We start from the raw sequence: 25,201 nt of genomic DNA, 5'->3' as shown, positions 1-25,201 counted from the left end.
CCGGCCGCTCGGACGCCCTCAGGGTTTGAGGACGACCTTCTCGCAGTGGTCCTCCTTGTTCTTGAAGAGCTCGAAGCCGCGCTCCGCCTCCTCAAGCGGCAGCGTGTGCGTGATGATCCGGGTCGGATCCAGCTCCCCGCCCTCGATGCGCCCCAGCAACGGCTTCATGTAGCGCTGCACGTGGCACTGCCCGGTACGCAACGTCAGCGACCGGTTCATCCACGCCCCGGCCGGGAACTTGTCCAGCAGCCCGCCGTAGACGCCGATCACCGACACCACGCCGCCGCTACGGCACGACATGATCGCCTGGCGCAGCACGTGCGGACGGTCGCTCTCGGCCCGCACGGCCTGCTTGACCCGGTCGTAGGTGGCGATGTGGGCGCTGCCGTGAGTGGCCTCCAGGCCGACGGCGTCGATGCACTTGTCCGGTCCCCGGCCGCCCGTCAGCTCCAGCAGCCGGGACCGGACGTCGACCTCCTCGAAGTTGACCGGGATGTGGCCCGCCCGCTCGGCCATCTCCAGCCGGTAGGGCTCCTTGTCGATGGCGATGACCTTGGCCGCGCCGAGGACCCGGGCGCTGTCCATGGCGAACTGGCCGACCGGGCCGGCCCCCCACACGGCCACCACGTCGCTCGGCTGGATGTCGCACATCTCGGCGCCCATGTAGCCGGTGGGCAGGATGTCGGACAGGAACAGCACCTGCTCGTCGGCCAGGTCCGACTCGATCTTCAGCGGGCCGACGTCGGCGAACGGCACCCGCGCGTACTGCGCCTGGCCGCCCGCGAAGCCGCCGGTCAGGTGCGAGTAGCCGAAGATCCCGGCGACCGGGTGGCCGAACATCTTCTCGGCGATCCCGGCGTTGGGATTGGTGTTCTCGCAGCAGGAGTACAGCTCGGCGGCGCACGCGTTACACGCCCCGCAGGCGATCGGGAAGGGCACGACGACCCGGTCCCCGACGCGCAGCCGCTCCGCAGCGACATCGGGGCCGACCTCGACCACCTCGCCCATGAACTCGTGCCCCATGACGTCGCCGTCCTGCATCGTGGGCACATACCCGTCGACCAGGTGCAGGTCCGAACCGCAGATCGCGGTGGAGGTGATCCGCACGACGGCGTCGCGCTTGTTCAGGATCCTCGGGTCCGGCACGTCACGGACCTCGACCTTGTTGCGGCCCGCCCAGGTGTTGGCTCTCATCGGCCTGCTCCCTTCGCGAGTTCGGCGTCCGACAGCGGTTGCGCCGGACGCTGCGGGAACTCCTCGCGGGCCCGCTTGCCCCACGGCGCGCCGTCGGACCGGACGACCTCGCCGGTCTCCATGACCTGCTTGAGCCGGCGCAGGTCGTCGTCGAGCTGCTGGTGGGGTTCCTCGCCGAAGTACTTGGCGACCGCCTTGCCGATCGTGCCGCCCGGGATGTCGTACACCAGCGCGATGTGCACCTCGGTGCTGATTCCGTCCGGGGCGGGCGTGAAGCGGACCGTGCCGGCGTTGGGCACGTCGGCGTCGGCGGCCGACCGCCAGGAGATCTTCTCGCCGGGCCTCTCCTCGAGGATCTCCGCGTCCCACGCGATGTCCTTGCCGAACGGCGCGTCGGCGACCCACCGGCTCGTACGGTCACCCGTGGCGCGGACCTCCTGGAGATGCGCCATGAACGTCGGCAGGTTCTCCAGGTCGCGCCAGAACGCGTAGACCTCGGTCGCGGGTCTGCGAATGGTTGTCGTGGCCGTCAGTTCCATGAGTTCTCCTCCGCGTATGCCTCGCACAACCAGCAGGGAGTAGATCTCCGTCGCCTGCTGACCGGCGCCCGGTTCAGCAGGTCCACCACCGTGATCCCGATGACGACGCCGATGACACCGACAGGCCGCCGCCGAAAGCGCTCGCCCTCGTGGGCGTTGGCCGGCCGAGCGAGATCAACTTGACCGCGTCGCCCGTGATCCAGGCCGCGGCAGTTCAAGTGGGGCGTACCCCTTGAAATGACGCCAAACCCACCCATCGATTGCGGCCGAAATCGCTCACTTACCAAGGCCGCCGCGCCCCCGGGGGCGGCTCCCGGCACATGCACGTGCCCTTCGAGGTGCGCGCTTTCGGGACCAGTTCGAGTGCGGACTCCACTCATCCTCGAACGTCGCCGGTTCAGCTACCGGCGAGGTGAGCGACATCCCAACGGCAATGGCAACACGTACAACAGTGGCAACGAGACTGCTGGCCGCCCCGGGCTGGATGCCCTCCCGGGCCAACCGTAGGTATCTGCGATGCACCGTCCAGAGCCATAGAGATCGCGGACATGAACCCGCGACGCCGAGACTTGCCCACAAGGACCTTGCTTGCCCGGTGTTGCACTAACAGTGCCCGACCATGACGGAATGTACCGTTGAAAGCACGTAACGCCTCACTGTTGCGGACAAGTGATGCACGGAGAGCGCGGAAGCCGGGTGCGAAGGTCCTCCGCGCTCTCCCTGGACACCTTCACCTGGCCATACACGTGACGGAGAGATCGGCTGAAGCGAGTCACCATCAACACTATGCCTGCGCAAAATCCATCCGTGCAGATCAATCCGCACATGAGTACTCATGACGGACTCCGCTGAGCCAGGCTCGCCGACGGATAGTCAAACTCGCAATCCGCTCTTGATCGATGATGGGATCCGGATTCCCCTGCTCAATGGGCCGCTCACTACTCAACGCCACCAATCGCGGTGCTCGATGCCGCTCCGCCTTCTCATCAGGGCGAGCGAGCGTGAGGGCCAGGTTATGAGATCACCCCACCGTGATTCGGCAAAGGCCGACCGGTGATTCATAGTTGCTCGGCGGTTGCTCATTGGTACGCGATACGGGGCGGCACTGCGCACCACCAGCGGGGACTTTGACAGCAGCGAATCCGGGCGCTCTAATAGAAATAGACAGCCTGCGGCATTGGGCGGCATTAATGCTGCGAACTTTTAATCCGTAGGTTCAGGGTTCGAATCCCTGGCGCCCCACCACCTATGACCTGCACATCCTCTCAGGTCCAAGATCCCACGATCATGGCCTGGGAAACGGATGGGTCATACCTGGGTCATCCAGCCGCATTTGCCCCGCCGCACCTTCCGGGCGGTTCCCCGCGCTGCCGATATCACCAGCCTCGCCGTCGCCTCGGCCGCTCGATGGTGTAGCTCCGGCAGAACCGAGGTGTAGGTGTCGGCGGTCAGCACGATGCTGGCATGCCCCACCTGCCCCTGCACCACTGGCAGATCCACATGCGCGGCTAGCACCATCGTGGCGGCTCCGTGTCGCAGGTCGTGCAACCGTACCGGCGGTAGCCCGCTCTCTTCTACCAGCTTAAGGAACCGGTAGGTCAGATAGTCCGGCGCCACCGTACGACCGTCCTGGCGTATGAAGACACCGGCGGAATCATCCCAAGGCTCCCCGCGGCGGGACCTCTCTCTTCGTAGGTCGTGCTCATGACGCCGTAGGAGGCGGACTGTCTGCCTGTCCAGTGCGACGGTGCGCCGGCTGGCCGCGCTCTTGGGTGGCGAGGCGACCAATTTTCCGTCGACCTGCACCAGTTGCCGTTCAACAACGAGTTCGGCGGTCTCCAGGCTGAGGTCCATCCAACGCAGGCCAGCCAGCTCGCCCCGACGCAGCCCACGGAGTGCGGCCAGCCACCACAAAGGGAACAGCCGATCATCGCGGACCCCGTCCAGGAAAGCCACCAGCTGCGCGATCGTCCAGACTGCCACCGCAGGTCTCTCACCAGTGGCCTTCCACACCGCCACCCGCCTGTCGGTCCACACTTACGCCCGTGGACGCGGCGAAGCACGCAGCCGCAGGTTGCGGGCAGGATTGCCGTCGATCAGCCCTTCCCGTACGGCCTCATTCAGCGACACCCGTAGCGTGGCGCGGATCCGCTCCAGCGATGCCGCCGTCAACGGCTTGCCATAGCGGTTTCGGCGGTTGCCCAGCGCGATGAACATCCGCTGTACATGGCGCTGGGAGAGTTCCGACAGCCTGATCCGCCCCAGCGCCGGGATCAGATGCAGGCGGACATGGTCCGCGTAGCTCTGATGAGTTCTCGGCCGGATGCCCTGGTCAGACGCCAGCCAGTGCCGAAGCCCCTGCGCCACCGTGCAGCCCACTCCGATCGAAATTTTCCTGCTCGGCTGCGATTAGGATCCGACCTGCTCGCGCGGCCTCGCCCCGGCTGGCGTAACCTCCGCTGGACGCGCTCACGTCGGCCAGATAGCCCTTGGACCTGCACTGCGAAGTACCACGACCCGTGCCCCGGGTCGCCCAGTCTCGGGCAGTTCCCTCTCCGCCCCTTGCAGCCTTATCGCTTGTAGACCAGCGGATGGCTCTTCCGCATCGCCATCACCTTCCTCTCAATGGAGGAACAACGGTTCGGCCTAACGACAACAGTCCCTTGGTTCTGGCCGAGGGCCGGTAGCAGACGCTGGTTGCAGACAACTGGAAGTTAGCGGACGCAAGCAGAGGCGCTGATATGAGTCCGTGGAACTACTAGGAAGACGACTTTGCTAACGACAGCCTCGACGTCGTAGCCAGCCCATTGATGCACCTTGTTGTGTGCAGCGTGTCGAGAAGGGCACCAATACCGCCCCCTCTTGCAGGGATCGCCTGCCACATCCCTCACACTTCCGCGACCGTCGACTGTGAGGATTCTTCATAGAACGTTAAGTCTGTACCGATATCCCAACGTTACCTACATGCCGGGCCCAATGGCCTCCGCTGGTTTACCTTTACGGCCTGGATCATCGTCGCCGACACAAAGGTGGCCATTAATGCCTACCAAAACGGCAATTAAGGTCACACTCTCTGGAAGGTAGTGGTGGATAGGGGATGGACGTTTTCCAGGTACATGAGCGGCTCATCGCCGACTACGACGAGTTCACGACGTCGTTGGTGAGTGTTCGTGACCCGCGTATCGCCGCGTACCTGAAGAACGAACGGGAGGCGCGAGTTCGCTGGCCCCATCCGTGGGTCTCCCTCAACCCCAGCTTCGCCAGTGGTGGCACCATCACAGAGCTAATCGCACAAGGCGTGCTTCATCCCGCCTGTGAGCAGTACTTCCGCCCCAAATCCGACGTGAGCGACCCTGGAACACGGACGATCAACCTCCATCAGCATCAGAGGGAAGCCGTCGAGGCGGCACGAGATGGCCGTAGCTATGTGCTCACGACGGGGACCGGCTCGGGCAAGAGCCTTGCCTATATGGTGCCGATCGTTGACTCGATCCTGCGCGATCCGGCCCCGGGGCGGGTCAAAGCCATCGTCGTCTATCCGATGAACGCGCTGGCTAACAGTCAATTGGAGGAGCTCACCCGATATCTACAATGGGGATTGCCCAAAGAAAGCCATCTGGTCAGTTTCGAACGTTACACCGGGCAAGAGAGCGAGGAGCAGCGGGCCCGCATCCTTGCTCGCAAACCAGATATCCTGCTCACCAACTACGTCATGCTTGAGTATCTGCTGACACGGCCTGCTGAGCGCAGGGATCTAATCGGTGCCGCACAGGGCCTGCGATTCCTCGTTCTCGACGAGCTGCACACCTACCGAGGCCGCCAAGGCGCCGATGTCAGTCTCCTCGTTCGGCGGCTGCGCGACGCGTGCATGGCACCAGATCTTCAGTGCGTCGGAACCTCGGCCACAATGGCCAGTACCCCCACCTTTGCTGAGGCACAGGATGTCGTCGCGGGAGTGGCGACAAGGCTCTTCGGCATCGATGTCACTCCCGATCGGGTGATCGGGGAGACGCTCGTTCGTGCCACTGCCGACCGAAAAACTGGCAAAGCCGAACTGCAGGCGTCAATGTTTGATGCGGGTAGCGATCGATCCTACAGAGACATGGCGCAGGATCCGCTGACAAGCTGGGTCGAGTCAGAGTTCGGTCTGACCAGAGAACCGGGTGGCGGGCGGCTGGTTCGCCAGAAGCCCACGAAGGTCGCCGAGGCCGCCAAGACTCTGGCCGAGCTAACGGAACGGTCGGCGGAGGAATGCGCCGAGGTGATCGAGGAGGTCCTTCAGGAGGGGGCCAGGGCGCTGCACCCGGAGACCGCCCGGCCGCTTTTCGCGTTCCGGCTGCACCAGTTCCTCTCCAAGGGGGACACCGCATACGTCAGCCTGGATCCCGAGGACGGGCGGTACATCACCAGCCAATACCAGGTGAGTGTCCCCGGGCACCGAGAGAAGATCCTTCTTCCGCTTGCCTTCTGCCGGGAGTGTGGCCAGGACTACCTGGTGGTCTCCCGGCGAAAAGACGGCAGTTACGCTGCTCGTCAGGAGGCCAACGTAGCCGGTGGCGAGGCGGCCAACGGCTACCTTTACGTCAGCTCTGACCACCCCTGGCCTTTCGACCCTGTCGCCGCTGGCAGGCTCCCCGACTCGTGGCTGGAGCTGGCCGCAGATGGTGGCAGCCAGGTCAGAGCGACCCACAGGGACCACCTACCGCGCGAAGTCTGGATCGGCCCGGGAGGCGGCGAGAGCCCCGCGGGCGAAGGACAGCGGGCGTGGTACTTCCGTGAGCCGTTCCGGTACTGCCTACGCTGCCGGGTCTCCTACGAGCAGGCTCGGGGCAAGGACTTCGCCAAGCTGGCGACCTTCGCCAGTGAGGGCCGCAGTTCGGCAATGTCGATCATCAGTACAAGCATCGTCCGGAACCTGCGCGAACAGCGGAACCTCGACGAGAAGGCGCGCAAACTGCTCACCTTCGTCGACAACCGGCAGGATGCGAGCCTGCAGGCGGGTCATCTCAACGACTTCGTTCAGGTGACCCAGGTGCGCGGCGCTGTCTATCGGGCCGCCGCGACAGCCGGAGACGACGGCCTGCACCACGACGACGTGGCCCAGCGCGTGGCCAAGGCGCTAGATCTGCCGTTGGCCGGCTTCGCCCAGAACCCTGACGTGAAGTTCGGACAGCGCGAGCATGTGCTCAAGTCGTTACGCGGGGCCCTTTCCTACTTGATCTACGTCGATCTGGCGCGGGGCTGGCGCATCACCATGCCCAACCTGGAGCAGACCGGGCTCTTGAAATTCGATTACATAGCCCTGGACGAGATCGCCGCCGACTCCGAGTTTTGGGAGAAGACACACCCGGCGCTGCGCAACGACGAACCCGTTCACCGCGCCGCACTGGCGCGCATCGTGCTCGACGAGATGCGCCGCGCACTCGCAGTCGACGTGGACGTACTCACCCTCGATGGGTACGAGCGGATCTTCACGCAGTCCGAGCAGCACCTGACCGGAGTGTGGGCGCTCAGTGATCCCGATGGGCGAGTCGGGGCAGCCACCGTCTTCGCTCAATCTGGGCGGCCGGGAGAGAGCCGGGACCGGGTCAACTTCACCGGTCGCTCCGCGCTTGGACGCTATTTGCGCCGCCCCGGGGCGTTCCCTCATTTCCCGCACGCGATCTCTGTCGACGACGCACACCTGATCATCACCCAGTTGCTGTGGGTCATGGAGAAGTATGGCCTGCTGGTCCAGGTGGACCAGACCCAAAACGGCGCTCGAGGCTATCGGGTCAAGTCCTCCGAGCTGATCTGGCGGGCAGGCAGTGGCAAGGAGGGAGCCTCCGATCCGCTGCGCAAGACCGTCGACTCGGAGGTGGGTGTCAGGGTCAACAAGTTCTTTCGCGATCTCTACGCCACGGTCGCGGGGAACCTGGCCGGCATCCACGCGGCCGAGCACACGGCTCAGGTCCAGGCGGACATACGCCAGGAGCGCGAGAAACGATTCCGTGACGGCACGTTGCCCCTGATGTACTGCTCGCCCACGATGGAGTTGGGCGTCGACATCGCCACCCTCAACTCCGTCGCGATGCGTAATGTCCCTCCCACTCCTGCCAACTACGCGCAGCGTTCGGGCCGTGCGGGACGGAGCGGCCAGCCCGCGCTGATCACCACCTATTGCTCCACCGGCAGCCCGCACGATCAGTACTACTTCCGGCGTTCCGAGCAGATGGTTGTCGGCCGCGTTCAGCCGCCACGGCTGGACCTCACCAATGAGGACCTCGTCCGCTCCCACGTGCATGCCATCTGGCTCGCCGAGACGAGAGCCTCGCTGTACTCGCGGATGCCCGAGGTGCTCAACGTCTCCCTCGTGGACGAACTGCCGATCCACGACAACCTTCGGCTCCAGTTAGAGGACGAGCAGGCGTTCCATCGAGCACTGCCTCGGGCGAAGAAGATGGTGGCCGATCTCCTGGCCAAGGAACGCCTCGGCGACAGCGCCTGGTGGTACGAGGGGTGGGTTGAGCACACCATCCGCAATGCAGCCGCCGGATTCGACGCCGCCTGCGATCGGTGGCGAGACCTGTTCCGCGCGGCCACCGCCGAGCAGGCTGAACAGAACCGCCGGGTATTGGACCATGCGGCGACCCCCCAGTCCCGAAATCAGGCCCAGGGGCGGCGTCGCCAGGCGGAGAATCAGTTGCGGCTCCTGAAGAACGAGGACACCGACCGCCAGTTCAGCGACTTCTACACCTATCGCTATTTCGCCTCTGAGGGCTTCCTGCCCGGTTACTCGTTCCCCCGGCTTCCGCTGGCCGCCTATATCCCGGGGGAAAGGAAGAAGGCCAGCTACATCCAGCGCCCCCGGTTCATCGCGATCGGCGAGTTCGGTCCGGGCGCCCTCATCTATCACGAAGGCCGCCGCTACGAGGTTGCCAAGATCCAGGTGCCCGCAGGGGAACCGGGGGAGGTCGCGACCGGCGAGGCTCGGATCTGCGCGGAGTGCGGCTACTGGCACGACCGCGAAGCGGGCACCGAGCAGTGCGAGGAGTGCGGGGTTGAACTGGGTGGGTCGCTCTCCGGCTTGATGCACCTGCAAACCGTCCACACAATCCGCCGCCAGAGGATCTCCTCAGACGAGGAGGAGCGGCGCAAGGCCGGCTTCGACCTGAAGACGAGCTACCGCTTCAGCACCCATGGGAGTCGTTCCGGTCGTCTCAAGGCGGCCATCCAGGGGACGGACGGTCCGCTGGCCGAGCTGATCTACGGTGACACCGCGACTGTCCGCATCATCAACCAAGGGCGCCGCGGACGAAAGAACCGCAACGACATCGGCTACTGGCTGGATCCCATCAAGGGGCGGTGGGTAAAGGACTCCGACGCGGCCAACCAGGCGCCGGAGGACGCAGGTCTGATCTCCATGGAGAAGGCGCAGCGGATCACAAAGGTCGTCCCCTTTGTGGAAGATCGGAAGAACATCTGCGTCATTCGGCTCGCCGAACAAGTCAATGACTCCGTCGCCACCACCCTGCGGTATGCGCTGGAGCGTGGCATTGAGGCGGAGTTCCAGCTTGAGGACGCCGAACTCAGCAGTGAGCCGCTGGACGACCCGCATGGACGCGCCCGGATGCTTTTCATCGAGAGTGCCGAGGGTGGGGCCGGAGTCCTCCGGAGACTCCACGATGAGCGCGATGCCCTTCGCAAGGTCGCGGCCCGGGCACTCGACATCATCCACATCGACCCCGAGACGGGCGAGGACCGCGGTCACGCTCCCGGAGCTCGCGAGCGCTGCGAACGCGGCTGCTATGACTGCCTCCTCTCTTACACCAACCAGTGGTGGCACGAACAGATCGACCGGCAGAGCGTCGTCGAGATCCTCCGCGATCTCGCGCAATCAAATACCGAGCCGTCGAGCGGGCACCGGACCGCCGAGCAGCACGTCGGCGCTCTCCGGGACTCCGCCGACAGCCAGCTGGAGCGGAGCTTCGTCGATTTCCTCAGGGAACGCGACTACCGGCTGCCGGACGGATCTCAGGAGATCGTCGCGGGTGCCCTGGCCAAACCGGACTTCTTCTATCGCACGCAGGCCGGCAACGTCGCGATCTTTGTTGATGGTCCGCACCACGACTTCCCCGATGTGAGCGAGCGCGACATGCAGGCAGAAGACCGGCTGATGGACCTTGGCTGGTTGGTCATCCGATTCAGACATGACGAGGAGTGGGACGAGATCGTGCGCAGATACCCGAGCGTTTTCGGCGCTGGCAGGGGAAGCCGATGAGCCACACTGCGGGGTCTCTTGTCGCTGCCCGAGGACGTGAATGGGTCGTTCAACCTGGCAGTGACGATCACTTTCTCATGGTCCGTCCACTCAACGGCGACACGGACTTCGAGGCGTGCCTGTTTGCAGATGAGGTCACAGCCGCCACCTTCCCGCCACCGACGGCGGACGAGGTCGGCGACAGCGTCGCGGCGGGCTTGCTCCGTACGGCACTGCGGATCGGTTTCACCTCGAGTGCCGGGCCGTTCCGTTCCCTGGCCTCCATCGCCGTCGAGCCGCGCCAGTACCAGCTCGTCCCAATGCTGCTCGCCTTACGCATGGAAACGGTCAGGCTGCTCATCGGCGACGACGTCGGCATCGGCAAGACCGTCGAAGCAGCCCTGACCGCCAAGGAACTGCTGGAACGCGGCGAGGCGTCCGGCCTGACGGTGCTCTGTGCCCCTGCGCTGGCGGAGCAGTGGCAGGCGGAGCTGCGTGACAAGTTCGCCATTGAGGCGACGCTGGTGCTGGCCTCCACCGCGACCCGGCTGGAGCGCGAACTCCGGCTGGACGAGTCCATCTTCGACCGGCATCCGATCACTGTGGTCTCGACCGATTTCATCAAAGCCAACAGGCGTTATCAGCAGTTCGTCCGGACCTGCCCCGACCTGGTCATCGTGGACGAGGCCCACACCTGCGTCTCGGCGGGGTCGTCCAGCAAGCAAAGTCAGCTCCGTTACCGGCTGCTGCAAGAGCTCGCCGCCGACCCGCTCCGGCACCTGCTCTTGGTTACCGCGACCCCGCACAGCGGCAAGGAGGAGGCCTTCCGTGACCTCATCGCGCTGCTCGACCCGGCACTCGCCACCATCGACCTCGACAGCGTCAAGGGCCGCGAGGCGCTTGCCCGCCACTTCGTCCAGCGCCGTCGCCGCGACATCCGCCGTTACCTGGATGAGGAGACGCCCTTCCCGCAGGACCGCCAGGTCCGCGACGTCTCATACTCGCTCACCGGCGAATATGGCAAGCTCGCCCGCCAGGTACTCGCCTACGCCCGGGAGACCGTCCGCAAGCCCGGCACGGGCCTGCGACAGCGGGTCTCGTGGTGGTCGGCACTGGCCATGCTGCGCTCGGTGGCCTCATCCCCTCGGGCTGCCGCCGAAACCCTGAAGACCCGTTCGGTCACCGTCGCCGCCGAAAACGACACCGAGGCCGACGAGCTCGGCCGCAGCGTCCTCGACCTCACCGATGGGGAGACCCTTGAAGGCCTCGACGCCGCTGCCGGCGCGCTCACCGAGACCGAGGACGACTCGGCATCGCCGGACACCGAACGCCTGCGACGCCTGGCCCGCGCATTCCTCAAGATCGAAGGACCGCAGGACGACGCGAAGCTGGCCGCGCTGATCAACGAGGTCAAGGCGCTGCTCGCCGACGGCTACGACCCGATCGTGTTCTGCCGCTTCATCCCCACCGCCCACTACGTTGCCGAGCACCTGGCCAAGGCGCTTGGCAAGAAGGCCCATGTCCGTCACGTCACCGGGCAGCTTCCTCCGGAGGCACGGCAGAAGGTCATCAGGGAGCTCGCTGAGGAACCCGGCAGGCATGTCCTCGTCGCGACCGACTGCCTTTCCGAGGGGGTCAACCTCCAGGAGAGCTTCCAGGCGGTCATCCACTACGACCTGGCGTGGAACCCGACCCGGCACGAGCAGCGCGAAGGTCGCGTCGACCGGTTCGGCCAGCGCCGCCCGCTGGTGCGCGCGGTCACCCTCTACGGCCTAGACAACGGCATCGACGGAGTCGTGCTCGACGTGCTCATCCGCAAGCACCGCACTATCGCCCGCCGCACCGGTGTCGCCGTGCCCGTCCCGACCGGTGGTGAGGACGTTGTGAAGTCGCTGATCGAGGGCCTGCTGCTGCGGAATGAGGAGAACCAGGACCAGCTCGACCTCGACTTCGGAGTGACCAAGACACGCGATCAGATGCACCGGGCCTGGGAAAGCGCCGCGGACCGCGAGTCCAAGGCTCTCACCAAGTACGCCCACTCCGGTGTCAAGCTCGACGAGGTCCAGCGGGAGGTCGCGGAGATCCGCGCGGCCCTCGGCAGCTCCGCAGACGTCTCCCGCTTCGCCCGTGACTCGCTATCCGGCTTCGGGGCGATCGTCGAACCCCGCACCGACGGCTTCCACGCCGACACTCGCCAGTTCCCGGTCTCGGTACGCCACGCACTCGGCCTCACCACCAACGGCAAGACCGCGAACCTGGACTTCCACCCGGACATCCCCGCCCCGGTGGGCACGCACGCGCTGGTCCGCACCGACCCCATGGTCCGCAACCTGGCCCGGACGGTCCTGGACTCGGCACTTGACGCGGAAGGGCCGGCCCGCCGTTGCGGAGTGATCCGCACGGACTCCGTCAGCGCACGCACCACGCTGCTCCTCGTTCGCTACCGCTTCCACGTGACCCTGCCCGGCCGTACTGGACCCCGCACTCTGGTCGCCGAGGACGCCCAGGTCGTCTGCTACCGAGCCGGAACCGATGGACGGGAATGGCTGAGCGACGACGAGGTCACCGAACTGCTCACTGCGAGACCGGCCAACACGCTGCCCGAACTGGTCCGGCGCACAGCCGAGCGGGCCATGACTGAACTCGTCACCGAGACAGTGGACGAGACGACCGGCGAGATCCGCCGGGAACTGTCCCCGGAGTTCGCCGCCGAGCTGGGCGCCCGCGGCGACACGCTCGCCACAAAGCTCGCAGAATCCCACCAACGGGTCCGCGGCGCCGTCGGTGCGGGCACGAGAGGACTGAAGGTGACCGCCAACCACCCCGCCGACGTGCTCGGTGTGTACGTCTACCTCCCGGCTGGCGATGCCCGATGAGGAGCGCCGCCTACCTCGCCGTCGAGGTTCAGGGCAGTCTCATCCCGATGGATGTGCTCTCCCGCATCGCCGCCGCGGACCGGGACCTCCCCGGTATGCGATCTGAGGACTACCACCTCGCGGCGGCCGAACGCCTCGGCGATGCGGCCAGCCGCCGTTGGGAGTACCTGCTCGGCGCCTACCGCGCCTTCCGCGAGCGCGTGGATATGCTTCCCGAGAGCGACCCCGCCACGTCGATCACCCGGGACCGCTGGCTGCTCATCCTACTGAACGAATTCGGCTTTGGCCGCGTCCCGTTCAACCGTGGGAGCATCAGCGTTGGGGAGAAGGAATTCGCCGTCTCGCACCTCTGGCACAGCGTGCCCATGCACCTGATCGGGTGGAACACTCCGCTCGACCGGGGCGCCACCGGAGTCGCCAAGCGCGCTCCGCAGTCGATGTTGCAGGAGTTCCTCAACCTCTCCGACGACCACCTGTGGGGCGTGCTCTCCAACGGTCGGCAGCTCCGCATCCTCCGCGACTCCACCGCGCTTGTTGGCTCCGCGTACGTCGAGTTCGATCTCGAAGCCATCTTCGACGGCGAGCTGTACTCGGACTTCGTGCTGCTCTACACGCTGCTGCACGCCTCCCGCTTCGAGTTGCTCCCGGACGGCGACTCGATGCCCACCTGCGCCGACTGCTGGTTGGAGAAGTGGCGCGCTTTCGCCGCCGAGACCGGCATGAAGGCGCGGGACCAGATGCGCAACGGGGTGAAGGAAGCCCTCGAAGCACTCGGCACGGGCTTCCTTGTCGCCAACCCCAAACTCCGTGACCAGCTCGAATCCGGCAAGCTCGTTAGGGGCGACTTCCACCACGAGCTGCTCCGGCTCGCCTACCAGCTCATATTCATTTTCGTCGCCGAAGACCGAAACGCCCTGCTTGACCCGAAGGCGCCACAAGCAGCCAAGGACCGTTACGCCGACTACTTCTCCAGCCGCCGCCTGCGCCGGCTCGCACTCCAGCGTTCCGGGGACCGGCACACTGACCTCTGGAAGACCACGGCCAAGGTCATTGCTGCTCTAGGGGAGGACGATGGTCTGTCTGCCCTCGCTCTGCCCGGTCTCGGCGGCCTCTTCTTCCATACGGCTGCCGCCGCCCAAACACTGACCGACGATCCGCAGCCTGACCAGTTCCTCTGGTGTGACCTCTCAAACGAGGCGCTGCTGACCGCTATCAGGAGGATGTCCACCGTCCGAGACAAGGATGGCCGCCCTCGCGACGTCGACTTCCAGCACCTGGGAGCCGAAGAACTTGGCAGCATCTACGAGTCGCTCCTGGAACTTGTCCCTTATGCCACGTCCAACGGTATGGGTCCCCGCTTCGAGCTGAGGGACAAGGTCTCCGGAAACGACCGGAAGACCACCGGGTCGTACTACACGCCGAGCTCGCTCATAGAGTCGCTGCTCGACACTGCGCTCGACCCGGTTATCGACGAACACGCCAAGTCCGGCAACCACGACGATCTTCTAAAAATCACCGTCTGTGACCCGGCCTGCGGCTCCGGCCATTTCTTGGTCGCCGCAGCCCGCCGCATTGCCAAGCGATACGCCGCCCTGGCCACCGGCGAAGATGAGCCGGTCCCATCGGCGGTGCGTGAGGCCATGCGTAAGGTCGTCGGCACGTGCATCTATGGAGTTGATCTCAATCCTCTCGCCGCAGAACTCGCCAAGGTTTCCCTCTGGATCGAGTCTGTGGAACCAGGCAAGCCGCTAGCCTTCCTCGACGCCCACATCAAAGTTGGCAACGCCCTCCTCGGCGCCACGCCGGCCCTTCTGGCGAATGGTGTTCCGGAGACCGCGTTTAAAGCCATCGAGGGTGACGACAAGACGGTCGTCAGCTCCTTGAAGGCACAGAACAGGCGGGAACTCGCTAGCCAGGGCACCCTGTTCGACGTGGGTACGCGGGTTGGGAACAAGGAGCTGGCTGAGCAGGCTCTTACGCTGGCCACCATCCCGGTTACTCGTGTTGCGGACGTGCGGGAACAGGAGCACCGCTTCCGCGAGCTCGACACCTCCGAAGCCCTCACCCGGGCCCGTCGTGCAGCTGACGCCTGGTGTGCCGCCTTCGTCTGGCGTAAGCACGCTGATGCTCCTACCGCTATCACGACCAGCACAATCCGCCACTTGCAAGACGGTGGTGTGCTGCCCGATGCAACAAGTAAGGAGCTGGACACGCTTGCCGAGCAGTACCGCTTCTTCCACTGGCATCTAGAATTTCCCGAGGTTTTTCGCGTTAGCGGATTGGCGGCAGATCAGAACTCCGAAACCGGCTGGAAAGGTGGATTTACCTGCGTCCTTGGGAATCCGCCTTGGGAGAAGGTAACCCTCCTAGAGAAAGAGTTCTTCGCGGCCCGCGATGACGAAATTGCTAACGCGCCAAATAAGGCAGCGCGCGAGAAGCTAATCAAGCGACTGGTTGACACTGATTTCGGCCGGGCGATTTATCAACAGTTTTTAGAATCCAAGCGCGAGGCTGACGGACAGAGTCACCTCCTGCGTTCGTCAGGTCGTTTTCCTCTGACCGGCCGCGGCGATATTAATACATATGCAATATTTGCTGAGACCGCTAGATCAATCCTTAGCCCTTGCGGCCGTATCGGTGTGATCCTGCCAACAGGTATCGCAACAGATGCAACCACTCAGGAATTCATCAAGGCCGTAATAAATTCGGCACAGCTTATCTCCCTCTTCGATTTTGAGAATAGGAGGAAGATCTTTCCTGCCGTCGGGGCTCCTGTAAGATTTTGCCTGCTGACCCTTTCAGGATTGAGCAGTCCAGCGACGCTGGCCGAGCTCAGCTTCCTACTAGATGACCCGGGCCAGCTCGCTGTGGAGGATCGTCGGTTCCGGATCACGCCAGACGAAATTATTCAGGTCAGCCCAAACTCGAGCGCCATTCCAGTGTTCATTTCGCGCAGGGATGCAGAAGTCACGCTGAAACTTTATCGGAATTCTGTAGTCATATTCCGCGAGACTGGATCGGTTAATCCATGGGAGTTGGGCTTCGGAACCGTTTATCACTCGTCCAACGACAGTGGCCACTTCCGGGATCGGGAATCACTGATTGAGGATGGATATGTGCTCCTAGGTTCCAATTTTATGGATCGCGCAGGCGATGTGGCATACGTCCCGCTGTATGAACCGAAGCTTTTTCAGATTTTTAATCACCGCTTCAATACATTCGAAGGAATTCCGCGCGAGGCGAGATTTTCTATAAAGGCTCCAACTAATCCACTGATGCAGCCTCTTGATCCGGACCGAGGCGTATTGCCGCGCTATTGGGTGCCACGATCCGAGACAAGTCGACGCTGGCCGAGCAACCGAGAATGGATTATCTCTTATAGAAAGATGGCTCGCGTGACAACGAGTCAGCGCGTAGCGGTATTCACCGTTCTTCCATTTTCTGGAATCGCGGATGGTGCACCAATTGTGGTGTCGAGGCTTAGTGTCCCTGCTCAAGCTTGCCTATTGGCCAATCTATGCTCATTCGTCTTCGATTATTTAGCGAGGCAGAAGATGAGTGGAGCTAATCTCATCCAAACACTCCTGAAGCAACTCCCGGTAATTCCTCCTAGTAGGTTCTCTGAATCTCTAGCCTGGAGGGATGGCCCAGCTGACGATGCGTATGAATGGATTTCTAGTCGCATCCTTGAACTCATTTTCACGAGTTGGGATATGGCATCATTCGCGCGAGACCTAGGTGACAACGCTGCACCTTTCGTGTGGGACGAGCCGCGTCGGGAGCTGCTCCGAGCAGAACTGGACGCCGCCTTCTTGCATTTGTATGGCGTTGAACGGGATGATGTAGACCACATTATGGATGCCTTCCCAATTGTTCGCCGCAAGGATGAGGCCAGATACGACGGCGAGTATCGCACCAAGCGGCTGATTCTGGAGATGTACGACGCTATGCAGGACGCCGTGGACGGGCGCAAGCCGTACCAGACTCCACTCGACCCGCCTCCCGGCCACGGCCCCCGCCATAGTGCGCGCTAACGACCCCCGTCAGCCGTAAAGGAAACACGGTTTGGACGATCCACCCGCTAAGCAGGTGTCCCGGCTCGCGTTCGATAACGCGATGCGAATTGGCGCCCTTTGTGCACGCCGAGGAATGTCTGTCAGTTCGTGCCCGTTATGAGCGGGACCCGACGGTAAGAGCCTCCAGACGCGGAAGGTGATCACGGATGGTGTCTCGGCGTGCCTTTGAGGCAGTAGGCGAGTGGTGACTTCCCGGACATCCGGGGCGGCAGGTCGCGGGGACGTTGCGCTTCGATCCTGACTTCGGAGTTGAACTACGGCTTATCGGTATCTTCCGAGGCATGTTCGAAGGCCGCGAGAGGTCCGAGCGCGACGGCATCCTCACCATCGACTACGCCCGGGAGTCCATCGATCGTGACGGCATCTACCCGCGTATCCACGGCATGACCGACGGCAAGCCGTACACGCTGGAAGACTGAGCCTTTTTCATCCTGAGTAGCGATCGGTTTCGACGGCGTCAAGGGTGAGGATTGCCTGCACGATCGCGGTGGCGCGGTGCGGGCAGCAGCGGAGTTTGGACAGGACTTTCCAGGTCTTCAGTGTCGCGACCGCGCGTTCGCCCATGGCCCGGATGCGGGCGTGTGAGCGGTTGACGGCCTTCTGTCCAGGGGACAGTCGCGGCCGATACCGGTGGCGTTTGAACGGGGTGCGGATGGTGCCGCCCGAGCCTTGGTAGCCCTTGTCGGCGAGGGTCGGTATGCCAGCGCTGGTCAGGGCGTGGATGAGGTCAGTGGTGCGGGCGGCGGTCAGGTCGTGCACGGCGCCGGGCAGGGCTGGTGAGGCCCAGACCAGCCGGCCGATGGGGTCGGCGAGGACCTGGACGTTCAGTCCTGACGTCGGTGTTTCCCGGAGTAGTAGGACTTTTGATCGGCGAGCCGGTCGATGGGGATCAGGGTGCCGTCCAGGATGGCGTAGGCCAGTCGACCGGCTCGTGTGACGGCGGCCTGGAGATCGTCGGCCAGGGCGGCCAGGAGGTCGACCGCCTCCTGGACGTAGCGCCAAGCGGTCGTGGTGCCGATGGAGAATCCCGAGGCCAGGCGGGTGTAGGTGTCGCCGTTACGTAAGTGGGCGAGTACCAGCAGGGCTTGACGTCCGGCGCTCAGGCGCCGCCATCGGCAGCGGCGCTCCGCACGGCGGGCGCGGATCAGATCAGTCAGGCGGGCCAGGGCGTCGTTCGACAGCGGAATCGCGGCACTGTAAGACAGCAACGAGGCTCCCGGTTGGGGCATCGGATCTTGGTCGACTGCTGTCTTACCGGGAGCCTCGTCTCGGCCTCAATCCCGGTTCCTGCGCTCCCGTGACCAGCACCGTCACGATGGAAGCGGTGCGGCCTGGGCAAGGGCTTGGTGGGCGCGGTGCCGGTTGTGGAACTGTTCGTACTCGTGCAGGGCATGCCGGAGATGGCGTTCGTTCCACAGCAGGCAGCGGTCGAGAAGTTCGTGGAGGCAGGACTGCACCCACCGTTCCATGATCGCGTTCATTCGCGGCATCCGGATACCCGTGAGCACGGTCTGAATGCCAGCCTCGGCGAGGATCTCGTCCATGAGCGCAGGGAACTTGCCGTCCCGGTCGCGGAGCAGGTAGCGGGCCCGGCAGCCGGTGTCATCCAGATCCATCACCAGGTTCTTGACCGCTTGGGCGACTCAATTCGCGGTCGGGTGTGCGGTGGTGCCGAGGAGGCGGACGCGTCTGGTGGCGTGGTCGATGACGGTCAGGATGTACTGACGCCGCCCGTCGAGGGTGACGGTCTCGATGAAGTCACACGCCAGTAGCGCCTCAGCTTGAGAGCTCAGGAAGTCGGCCCAGGTAGTCGACGACCGCTCGGGTGCCGGATCGATGCCTCCTTGCTTGAGAATCCCCGGACTAAGCAGAAGACAAGGGCGCACGGTTGGCGGGCGTCCTCGCCGCTTCGGCACGCAGGCACGAGCATGACGCCGCTTCACCAGATCACGGTGCCACCGCACGACGGTATCCGGCCGGACGAGGAGCCTCAGCCGGCGCAGCACGTCGCGGGGCAGCGGCACCAGGAGAGCGGCAAGGAACGCTCAGTCCTCAGGCGCGAAACCGCGCCCGAGCGCCGATGCCGAGTCGCCGTTCGAGAACGGCGACCTCGTGACGCAGAGCGAGGATCTCGATGTCCTTATCCCGATCTCCCACCGGCAGCAACCGCAGCGCCGCGAAGATGTTCGTGACGGCCTGGTAGGCCAGGCGAAGAAGCATGACCAGTCATCCTGCCGCACTAATCCTCGTCAGGAATCGAAGCCTGCCCGCAAGGTCGTGACCTGGACGGATGGAATAATCGGCAGACGCAATGTCCCAGTCCGGACCTCAGGGGAGTAACTGCACCACTCCAACAAGGTAGGCGGCACGCACATGCGGATTGCGGACGATCTCCAGCGCACCACCGGGCACTATCCAATCGACCATCAGCCCTGATATCCGGCCACTGGCGGCGGTCTGTTCCATTCCCCCAAGATCGAACGCCCTCCCCGTCAGTGTTTGCCGCTGTGCCGGGCGGAGGCTCTTCAACCAGGCGCGGAACTGTTCGACCTCATCCCATCCATCACAGGCGGGTGTATGAAGGACACCGCAGTTGTCCTGTGACCAGGACATCGGAAGATTCGCCGGTCCGATGGCCGGGAACAGCACCCTGCTGGCTACGGAGTCCAGTTCCGCCGACTCCATCTCGCGGCTCGTCAACGGCTTGTCCAGTTCCACGATGAGGGCGACGCCGTATTTCCGTCTGTCCAGACCCGATGTCGATATCGCCTTGTCGAGACCTTCGAGGAAACGCTCCACCTTGTGGCGCTCCTGGTCGGGTCGCCCGGTTCCCTTCAGATAGCCCTCACGAAAAACCTCGGTAGCGCCCGTTTCGCCTACTCCTGCAAGTTCATAGTCTCCTTCTTTCCGCGGGGTGAGGGTCACCGTGGTCAGTGACGGCCCTAGACCACCGGGAATCGCAGCCATGTCGATGGAGACAGCTGACGGCGCGTCCGTGGGAAGGATGTTCTTCGGCTCGCTGTAGTCAGTGAGAAGACCCGATCCGTAATCGGGATGAGTAACGGCAAGGGCGATTGCATAAGCCGAGTACAGCTCCGCCCACTCATCGCGCGTGAGCTCCCGGTCGGCATCCACGCACGAGGTCGCGAGGGCCATGAGAGCGACGAGCGGAACGGCGACGAGGTTCCGCACTCGTAAGAGCATTGTTTTCTACCATTCATCGAACGGCCGTGCTGGGCAGATAGTTCGTGCCGGCGAGCGAACGCAATGACCGCCATGCCGGGGACTTCCGGCATGGCGAACATCGCATCATCGACAGCTGTTCAGCTTAGTATCGTCTTCCGTCGTACCTCATCCACGTGCCGAACTTCTCACCTGTTTCGAATACCACTGCGATCTGTTTCCCGCCAGCCTTCTTGTGGTGCCAGAGCTCCATTCGCCCGGAATATTCGTGGGATAAACTACCCAACGTCAATAAAAATGCGGTTTTACCCGACTTTCTCACTAAGCGCCCCCGTTAAGCACTAAGTCGACTGTCAGGTGATCTTCTACAAGTATTCAGGATTCCTCAGCAATGTGATGATGATCACATTGCCCTGAGGCCTGATGCGCCCTACGGGAGAACCCAAAAACAATTATAAATGTATAAATAATCCCTTTGGAGCCTATCAGGAAATTCGACGCTCCCGAATTGGGAGTACCAGGGCTCCAATTTTCGCCCATGCCGAAACATATTTTCGGCCACGGATCAGGCGGTGGTCCGGTTCGAAAAAATACCCAACGCAGCTTGGCAAAAGCCCTGCCTAGTAGGCAGCCGCAGTGAGATCTTGACGAGGTAGCCGTCACTGGCTCGCTGTGCTTGTCCGTACGCGCGTACGAGCACTACGTGGATATCAGCCAAGGCGACGGCCACCGCTGTGACCATCCAGTTGTGATGGATCTGAAGATCATGCGATGGCCAGGGCAGAACAGTTGGATGCCAGGTGTCTGCGTTCAGCTCTGGATGAGGCGTTCGCACAGGTGGCGGACCGGTTCAAACGCCGGGAAGTCCTGCTGCGTGCCTTGTGGGGTGCGAACACCCGGATATGGCCCCTGAACGGCGGTTATTCACTCCGTCTATGAAGCCCGCCGGTACTGGTTGATGGCCGTCGAGTACCTGTCGGCGTTGCAAGCGGACCTGATCGAGATCGCTTGGCGGAACCGGGTCATGTGGTGGTTGAGGCCGCCGACGGCCTCGTCCGCGATGAGGACGGTGCGGTTGTAATGCCGTCCGTATGCCTGCAGGACTCTGCGGAGATGGCCTTCACCGTAGATCAGCAGCCGATCGGTGCATTCCCTTCGAACGGCGCCATCCCAACGCTCGGCAATCGCGTTGCCCTGCGGGGCGCGAACCGGTGTTTTGATGATGCGGGCGCCGAATGAGGTGAACAACTCGTCAAAGACAGCGGTGAACCTGGCGTCCCGATCACGAATGAGGAATCTGATGTCCTCGGCCTGCTCTCCCAGGTTCATGACCAGGTTGCGGGCTGTTGAGCGACCAGGTTCCGGTCGGATGCGCCGTGACGCCCGCAACGTGGACCACGCGGGTGGTGTGCTCGATGAAGAACAGCACGTAGAGCCGCTTCAGATACACGGCGTCGACGTGGAACAGATCACACGCCCAGATGCCCTCGGCCTGCGTTTTGAGGACGGCTCTGTTGAGGATGTCGCGCACGGTGCTGGGCGGTACCCGAAGGCCGACGCCGGCCAGTTCGCTGCTGATGCGCTGGTAACCCCGCGTGGGATTCTCCCGAACCAGGCGCAACACCGCTTCCCGGCTGTCCGCGCGCGTGGAGGGACGACCCGGGCATTTGGACGGCGAGGTCCACCGGCGTGACACCAGGGCGCGATGCCAGCGCAGCAAGGTCGCGGGGGTGACGAAGAAGACATTCCACGACGCGCGGGGAAGCAGCCGCGACAAGGCCGCGAGCACGACCCGATCTCCAGGTTGAAGATCGGGACGGTTCACCTGACGGCGCAGTACGGCGATCTGATGACGAAGCACCACGATCTCGGCTGCTTTGGCCCGGTCACCGCGACCAGCAGGACCAGGAACTGAAAGACACGCCCAAGGACGAGCTCGAGGGAGGACCACGACACCGTCAGCAGGATGCCCGAGACCTCATCATGCTCGAGCCACGAACCCCCAGGTCAATCTCGGCAGCTGAGTTTCCGCACACCACACTGTGCCCGCCGAAGATTCCATCCGTGGAGTTCATGCTGCATGTGAGTACTCCTGGAGGATTCCGCCGAGTCGGTCTCGCCGACGGCTGGTCAAGGTCGCGTTCTGCTTGGATTCAGTTCTCGGATGCGAAACGAGGAGCAGTGGGGCCGCCTGGGCGAGGGCTTGGTCGGCGCGGTGCCGGTCGTAGAACTGTTCGTACTCGCTCAGGACGTGCCGGAGATAGCGTTCGCTCCACAGCGGCAGTACCGCACCCACCATTCCACGATCGTGTTGTCGTCGGGGTTGGATGAGGTGGGCTGGTCAGTGGAGTCGCCGCCAAGGACGGTCACCGCAGTGGTAACCGATAGGTGGCGCGCGAGATGGCGGCTACCATCGTTCACGACATGAGCGCAACAATCGTCGTGAAGGATCTCGCGGCCGGGCACGGGGAGCGGGTCCTGTTCTCGGGGCTCGACTTCGTGGTCGCCCCTGGTGACGTCATCGGGCTCGTCGGGGTCAACGGCGCGGGCAAGTCGACGCTGCTGCGCCTGCTCGCCGGCCTCGACACGCCGGAGCAGGGTGGCATCAGCCTCACCCCGGCCACGGCGGTCGTCGGCCATCTGCCCCAGGAGCCGGAGCGCAGGCCGGGCGAGACCGTCGGCCTGTTCCTGGCCCGACGTACCGGCGTCGCCCGGGCACAACACGACCTCGACGCCGCCACGCAGGCACTGGTGGAGGGTCTGCCGGGCGCCGAGGACGCCTACAGCACGGGCCTGGAACGCTGGCTCTCGCTGGGTGGCGCCGACCTCGACGAGCGCGCCGCCCAGGTGACCGCCGACCTGGGCCTCACGATCGGCCTCGACCAGCCGATGACCTCGCTGTCCGGAGGACAGGCGGCCCGGGCGGGACTCGCCTCGTTGCTGCTGAGCCGCTACGACCTCTTCCTGCTCGACGAGCCGACCAACGACCTCGACCTCGACGGGCTCGACCGGCTGGAGAAGTTCGTGACCGGCCTGCGCCCGGGCACGGTGGTGGTCAGTCACGACCGCGAGTTCCTCGCCCGGACCGTCACCAGCGTGCTCGAACTCGACCTGGTCCAGCAGCAGGTTCGGCTGTACGGCGGCGGCTACCAGGCCTACCTGGCCGAGCGCGAGGTCGCGCGGACGCACGCCAGACAGCAATACGAACAGTACGCCGAGACCCGCGCCCAGTTGGAGCTCCGTGCCCGTACCCAGCGTGCGTGGATGGAAAAGGGCGTCAGGAACACGCGCCGCAAGATGAGCGACAACGACAAGATCGGGCGGAACGCCCGGGGCGAGACGACCGAGAAGCAGGCCGCCAAGGCCCGGCAGACGGAAAGGCTGATCGAGCGACTCGAGGTGGCGGAGGAACCGCGCAAGGAGTGGGAGCTGCGGATGGAGATCGCCGCCGCGCCCCGCGCCGGAGCGGTCGTCGCCACCCTGCGCGGGGCGGTGGCCCGCCGCGGCTCCTTCAGACTCGGTCCCGTCGATCTGGAGATCGGCTGGGCCGACCGGGTGGCCATCACCGGGGCCAACGGCACAGGCAAGTCCACGTTGCTGGCCGCGCTGCTCGGCCGGCTCCCGCTTGAGGAAGGGCAGTCCTCGCTCGGCCCCGGCGTGGTGGTCGGAGAGGTGGACCAGGCACGGGGACTCTTCCTGGGAGGCGAGCCGTTGCTGGACGCCTTCGGGGCGCTGGTCTCGCCGATGCCGCCCGCCGAGGTGCGTACACTGCTGGCCAAGTTCGGGTTGAAGGCCGCACACGTGATGCGCCCGGCCGCGACCCTGTCACCTGGCGAGCGGACCCGGGCAGCTCTGGCGTTGCTACAGGCCCGGGGCGTCAACCTCCTCGTGCTCGACGAGCCGACCAACCATCTCGACCTGCCCGCGATCGAGCAACTGGAGTCGGCGCTCGCGCACTATCCAGGCACGCTGCTGCTGGTCACGCACGATCGGCGCATGCTGGAGGCGGTGCAGGTGAGCCGTCGCCTGCGGGTCGGTGCGGGGCGGGTCACGGAGATCTGAGTACGACACCTGCCGGAAGACCTCCTGCTTGCACAACGGGAAGGTCATGACCATGGATATCGCTCTGGACGATGCCGCGAATCCCGTTGGTGACAGGCGTATCCGAGCGCCTCGCGGCAGCGGATGCCTCTGTCCCTGCCGAAGGCTCCATCGGCCCAGATCAAGCGACATGCAGGTACTCATGGAGGACTCCACGAGCCGGCCTCGTCGATGTATGGCCAAAGGCGCTGTCCGCTCGGGACCTGTGATTGGATCCGGGACGGGACGCAGCGGGACCGCCTGGGCAGGGCTCGATGGGGCGCGGCGCCGGCTGGAGAACGCCCATGGATGCGGTGAGTCGGGCAGCCGCAGGTTCCGGGCGGGGCAGCCCCTCCCGCACGGCCTTCGTTCAACGCCGCCCGTTGGTCGAAGGTGTGGTTGCGCCGAGCACCGGAATGCGGCCATCCGCGGGCGTACAGCCGAGGCTGGACAGGCCTCGCTCGGATCTACGAGCTTCGTTGGCACAACCTTGATGTCAGTCCTTCGGCCGTCCGAATCGGCGTGACCGGTAGCCGGCGAGGACGATCTACAACTGGCAGCGGCCGGTCCGGAACCCGGACTGCCCGCTGAAAGCCGATCTCGGTCAGACCGACTGGAGGGCGTCGATGTGGTCTTCAACCCAGTCGCGGAGCCCGGCGAGCGGGACGGACACGCTCCGGCCCAGGTCGGTGAGGGCGTACTCGACGTGCGGGGGCACGGCGGGATAGACCGTCCGCCGCACGAAGCCGGTCTCCTCCAGCCGGCGCAGGGTGCGGGTGAGCACCTTGGGGCTGACCCCCTGCAGGAGCCGCTGCAACTCGCCGAAGCGTTGCGGGCCGTCTTCGAGTGCACCGATGGCCAGCGCTGACCACTTGTTGGCCAGCAGGTCGAGCACCTCCCGGCACGGGCAGAGGGCCGAATAGACGTCGTGGTGGTCGTGCTTGCCCGTCTCACAACTCGCGGCCACGGCCGGCTCTCCCTCCAAAGCTTCCCTTCGGATAGTAATGGTCCTTG

General features: G+C 64.4%; 15 protein-coding genes and 2 pseudogenes. 5 read left to right on the top strand and 12 right to left on the bottom strand.

Features of this window, described 5'->3' with window-relative positions:
• Positions 1-18: 18 nt before the first annotated feature.
• The 4 genes from AW274_RS19705 to AW274_RS19690 all read right to left on the bottom strand — a co-directional run bounded on the left by AW274_RS19705 (position 19) and on the right by AW274_RS19690 (position 4,100).
• The gene (locus AW274_RS19705) at positions 19-1,194 is read right to left on the bottom strand and encodes a zinc-dependent alcohol dehydrogenase (protein WP_062434271.1); all 1,176 of its coding nucleotides are present in this window, start codon (positions 1,192-1,194) and stop codon (positions 19-21) included.
• On the bottom strand, positions 1,191-1,733 hold the full coding sequence (locus AW274_RS19700; protein WP_062434269.1) for an SRPBCC family protein: 543 nt from the start codon (positions 1,731-1,733) through the stop codon (positions 1,191-1,193). Before AW274_RS19700 ends, AW274_RS19705 begins: the two co-directional genes overlap by 4 nt.
• Positions 1,734-3,041: 1,308 nt before the next feature.
• Positions 3,042-3,716, bottom strand: a complete 675-nt coding sequence (locus AW274_RS19695; RefSeq protein WP_062434267.1) for a site-specific integrase — start codon at positions 3,714-3,716, stop codon at positions 3,042-3,044.
• A gap of 54 nt (positions 3,717-3,770) precedes the next feature.
• Positions 3,771-4,100 (bottom strand): tyrosine-type recombinase/integrase, encoded by a 330-nt coding sequence (locus tag AW274_RS19690; RefSeq protein ID WP_198169290.1) that lies wholly within the window; start codon positions 4,098-4,100, stop codon positions 3,771-3,773.
• Positions 4,101-4,830: 730 nt separating this feature from the next.
• Here AW274_RS19690 and AW274_RS19685 point away from each other — a divergent pair.
• From AW274_RS19685 to AW274_RS43010, 4 genes and pseudogenes are all read left to right on the top strand, one after another.
• Positions 4,831-9,993, top strand: a complete 5,163-nt coding sequence (locus AW274_RS19685; RefSeq protein ID WP_062434263.1) for a DEAD/DEAH box helicase — start codon at positions 4,831-4,833, stop codon at positions 9,991-9,993.
• On the top strand, positions 9,990-12,848 hold the full coding sequence (locus tag AW274_RS19680) for a DUF8741 domain-containing protein (protein ID WP_062434261.1): 2,859 nt from the start codon (positions 9,990-9,992) through the stop codon (positions 12,846-12,848). The genes AW274_RS19685 and AW274_RS19680 overlap by 4 nt, the downstream gene beginning before the upstream one ends.
• Positions 12,845-16,882 (top strand): Eco57I restriction-modification methylase domain-containing protein, encoded by a 4,038-nt coding sequence (locus tag AW274_RS19675; RefSeq protein ID WP_062434259.1) that lies wholly within the window; start codon positions 12,845-12,847, stop codon positions 16,880-16,882. The genes AW274_RS19680 and AW274_RS19675 overlap by 4 nt, the downstream gene beginning before the upstream one ends.
• Positions 16,883-17,124: 242 nt before the next feature.
• Positions 17,125-17,343 (top strand): annotated as a pseudogene (locus AW274_RS43010) (hypothetical protein); the annotation flags it as partial.
• A 7-nt stretch (positions 17,344-17,350) separates the two neighbouring features.
• Here the strand turns inward: AW274_RS43010 and AW274_RS19670 are convergent.
• The 7 genes and pseudogenes from AW274_RS19670 to AW274_RS41380 all read right to left on the bottom strand — a co-directional run bounded on the left by AW274_RS19670 (position 17,351) and on the right by AW274_RS41380 (position 21,971).
• Positions 17,351-18,132: pseudogene (locus AW274_RS19670) on the bottom strand (transposase family protein).
• 102 nt (positions 18,133-18,234) lie between these two features.
• On the bottom strand, positions 18,235-18,393 hold the full coding sequence (locus AW274_RS43005) for a hypothetical protein (protein WP_369408654.1): 159 nt from the start codon (positions 18,391-18,393) through the stop codon (positions 18,235-18,237).
• Positions 18,394-18,567: 174 nt separating this feature from the next.
• Positions 18,568-18,948: a hypothetical protein gene (locus tag AW274_RS43000; RefSeq protein WP_198169289.1), complete on the bottom strand. Its 381-nt coding sequence runs from the start codon at positions 18,946-18,948 to the stop codon at positions 18,568-18,570.
• A 28-nt stretch (positions 18,949-18,976) separates the two neighbouring features.
• The gene (locus AW274_RS41385; RefSeq protein ID WP_198169288.1) at positions 18,977-19,144 is read right to left on the bottom strand and encodes a hypothetical protein; all 168 of its coding nucleotides are present in this window, start codon (positions 19,142-19,144) and stop codon (positions 18,977-18,979) included.
• A 108-nt stretch (positions 19,145-19,252) separates the two neighbouring features.
• Positions 19,253-20,116, bottom strand: coding sequence for a hypothetical protein (locus AW274_RS19655; RefSeq protein WP_062434253.1), 864 nt, complete (start codon positions 20,114-20,116; stop codon positions 19,253-19,255).
• A gap of 924 nt (positions 20,117-21,040) precedes the next feature.
• A complete protein-coding gene (locus AW274_RS40410) occupies positions 21,041-21,436 on the bottom strand; it encodes a hypothetical protein (protein WP_062434251.1) in 396 nt (131 codons plus the stop codon).
• Entirely contained in the window at positions 21,390-21,971 is a 582-nt protein-coding gene (locus AW274_RS41380; protein ID WP_198169287.1) for a hypothetical protein, read from the bottom strand. The genes AW274_RS40410 and AW274_RS41380 overlap by 47 nt, the downstream gene beginning before the upstream one ends.
• A 560-nt stretch (positions 21,972-22,531) precedes the next feature.
• On the opposite strand from AW274_RS41380, the gene AW274_RS19640 reads away from it, so the two are divergent.
• Entirely contained in the window at positions 22,532-24,169 is a 1,638-nt protein-coding gene (locus AW274_RS19640; protein WP_062434731.1) for an ABC-F family ATP-binding cassette domain-containing protein, read from the top strand.
• Positions 24,170-24,791: 622 nt separating this feature from the next.
• Here AW274_RS19640 and AW274_RS19635 read toward each other — a convergent pair.
• The gene (locus AW274_RS19635; protein ID WP_062434729.1) at positions 24,792-25,154 is read right to left on the bottom strand and encodes a winged helix-turn-helix transcriptional regulator; all 363 of its coding nucleotides are present in this window, start codon (positions 25,152-25,154) and stop codon (positions 24,792-24,794) included.
• Positions 25,155-25,201 lie beyond the last annotated feature (47 nt).

The organism is Herbidospora daliensis, assembly GCF_001570585.1.
GTDB lineage: Bacteria > Actinomycetota > Actinomycetes > Streptosporangiales > Streptosporangiaceae > Herbidospora > Herbidospora daliensis.
The sequence above is the reverse complement of the archived record's forward strand: the minus strand, read 5'-3'. Positions and strand labels throughout refer to the sequence as shown.

Excerpts from the sequence above, each read along its gene's own strand:
- AW274_RS19705 (WP_062434271.1), bottom strand. The coding sequence starts at position 1,194 with ATGAGAGCCAACACCTGGGCGGGCCGCAACAAGGTCGAGGTCCGTGAC.
- AW274_RS19700 (WP_062434269.1), bottom strand. The coding sequence starts at position 1,733 with ATGGAACTGACGGCCACGACAACCATTCGCAGACCCGCGACCGAGGTC.
- AW274_RS19685 (WP_062434263.1), top strand. The coding sequence starts at position 4,831 with ATGGACGTTTTCCAGGTACATGAGCGGCTCATCGCCGACTACGACGAG.
- AW274_RS19680 (WP_062434261.1), top strand. The coding sequence starts at position 9,990 with ATGAGCCACACTGCGGGGTCTCTTGTCGCTGCCCGAGGACGTGAATGG.
- AW274_RS19675 (WP_062434259.1), top strand. The coding sequence starts at position 12,845 with ATGAGGAGCGCCGCCTACCTCGCCGTCGAGGTTCAGGGCAGTCTCATC.
- AW274_RS43005 (WP_369408654.1), bottom strand. The coding sequence starts at position 18,393 with ATGGAACGGTGGGTGCAGTCCTGCCTCCACGAACTTCTCGACCGCTGC.
- AW274_RS41385 (WP_198169288.1), bottom strand. The coding sequence starts at position 19,144 with ATGCTTCTTCGCCTGGCCTACCAGGCCGTCACGAACATCTTCGCGGCG.
- AW274_RS40410 (WP_062434251.1), bottom strand. The coding sequence starts at position 21,436 with ATGAACCTGGGAGAGCAGGCCGAGGACATCAGATTCCTCATTCGTGAT.
- AW274_RS19640 (WP_062434731.1), top strand. The coding sequence starts at position 22,532 with ATGAGCGCAACAATCGTCGTGAAGGATCTCGCGGCCGGGCACGGGGAG.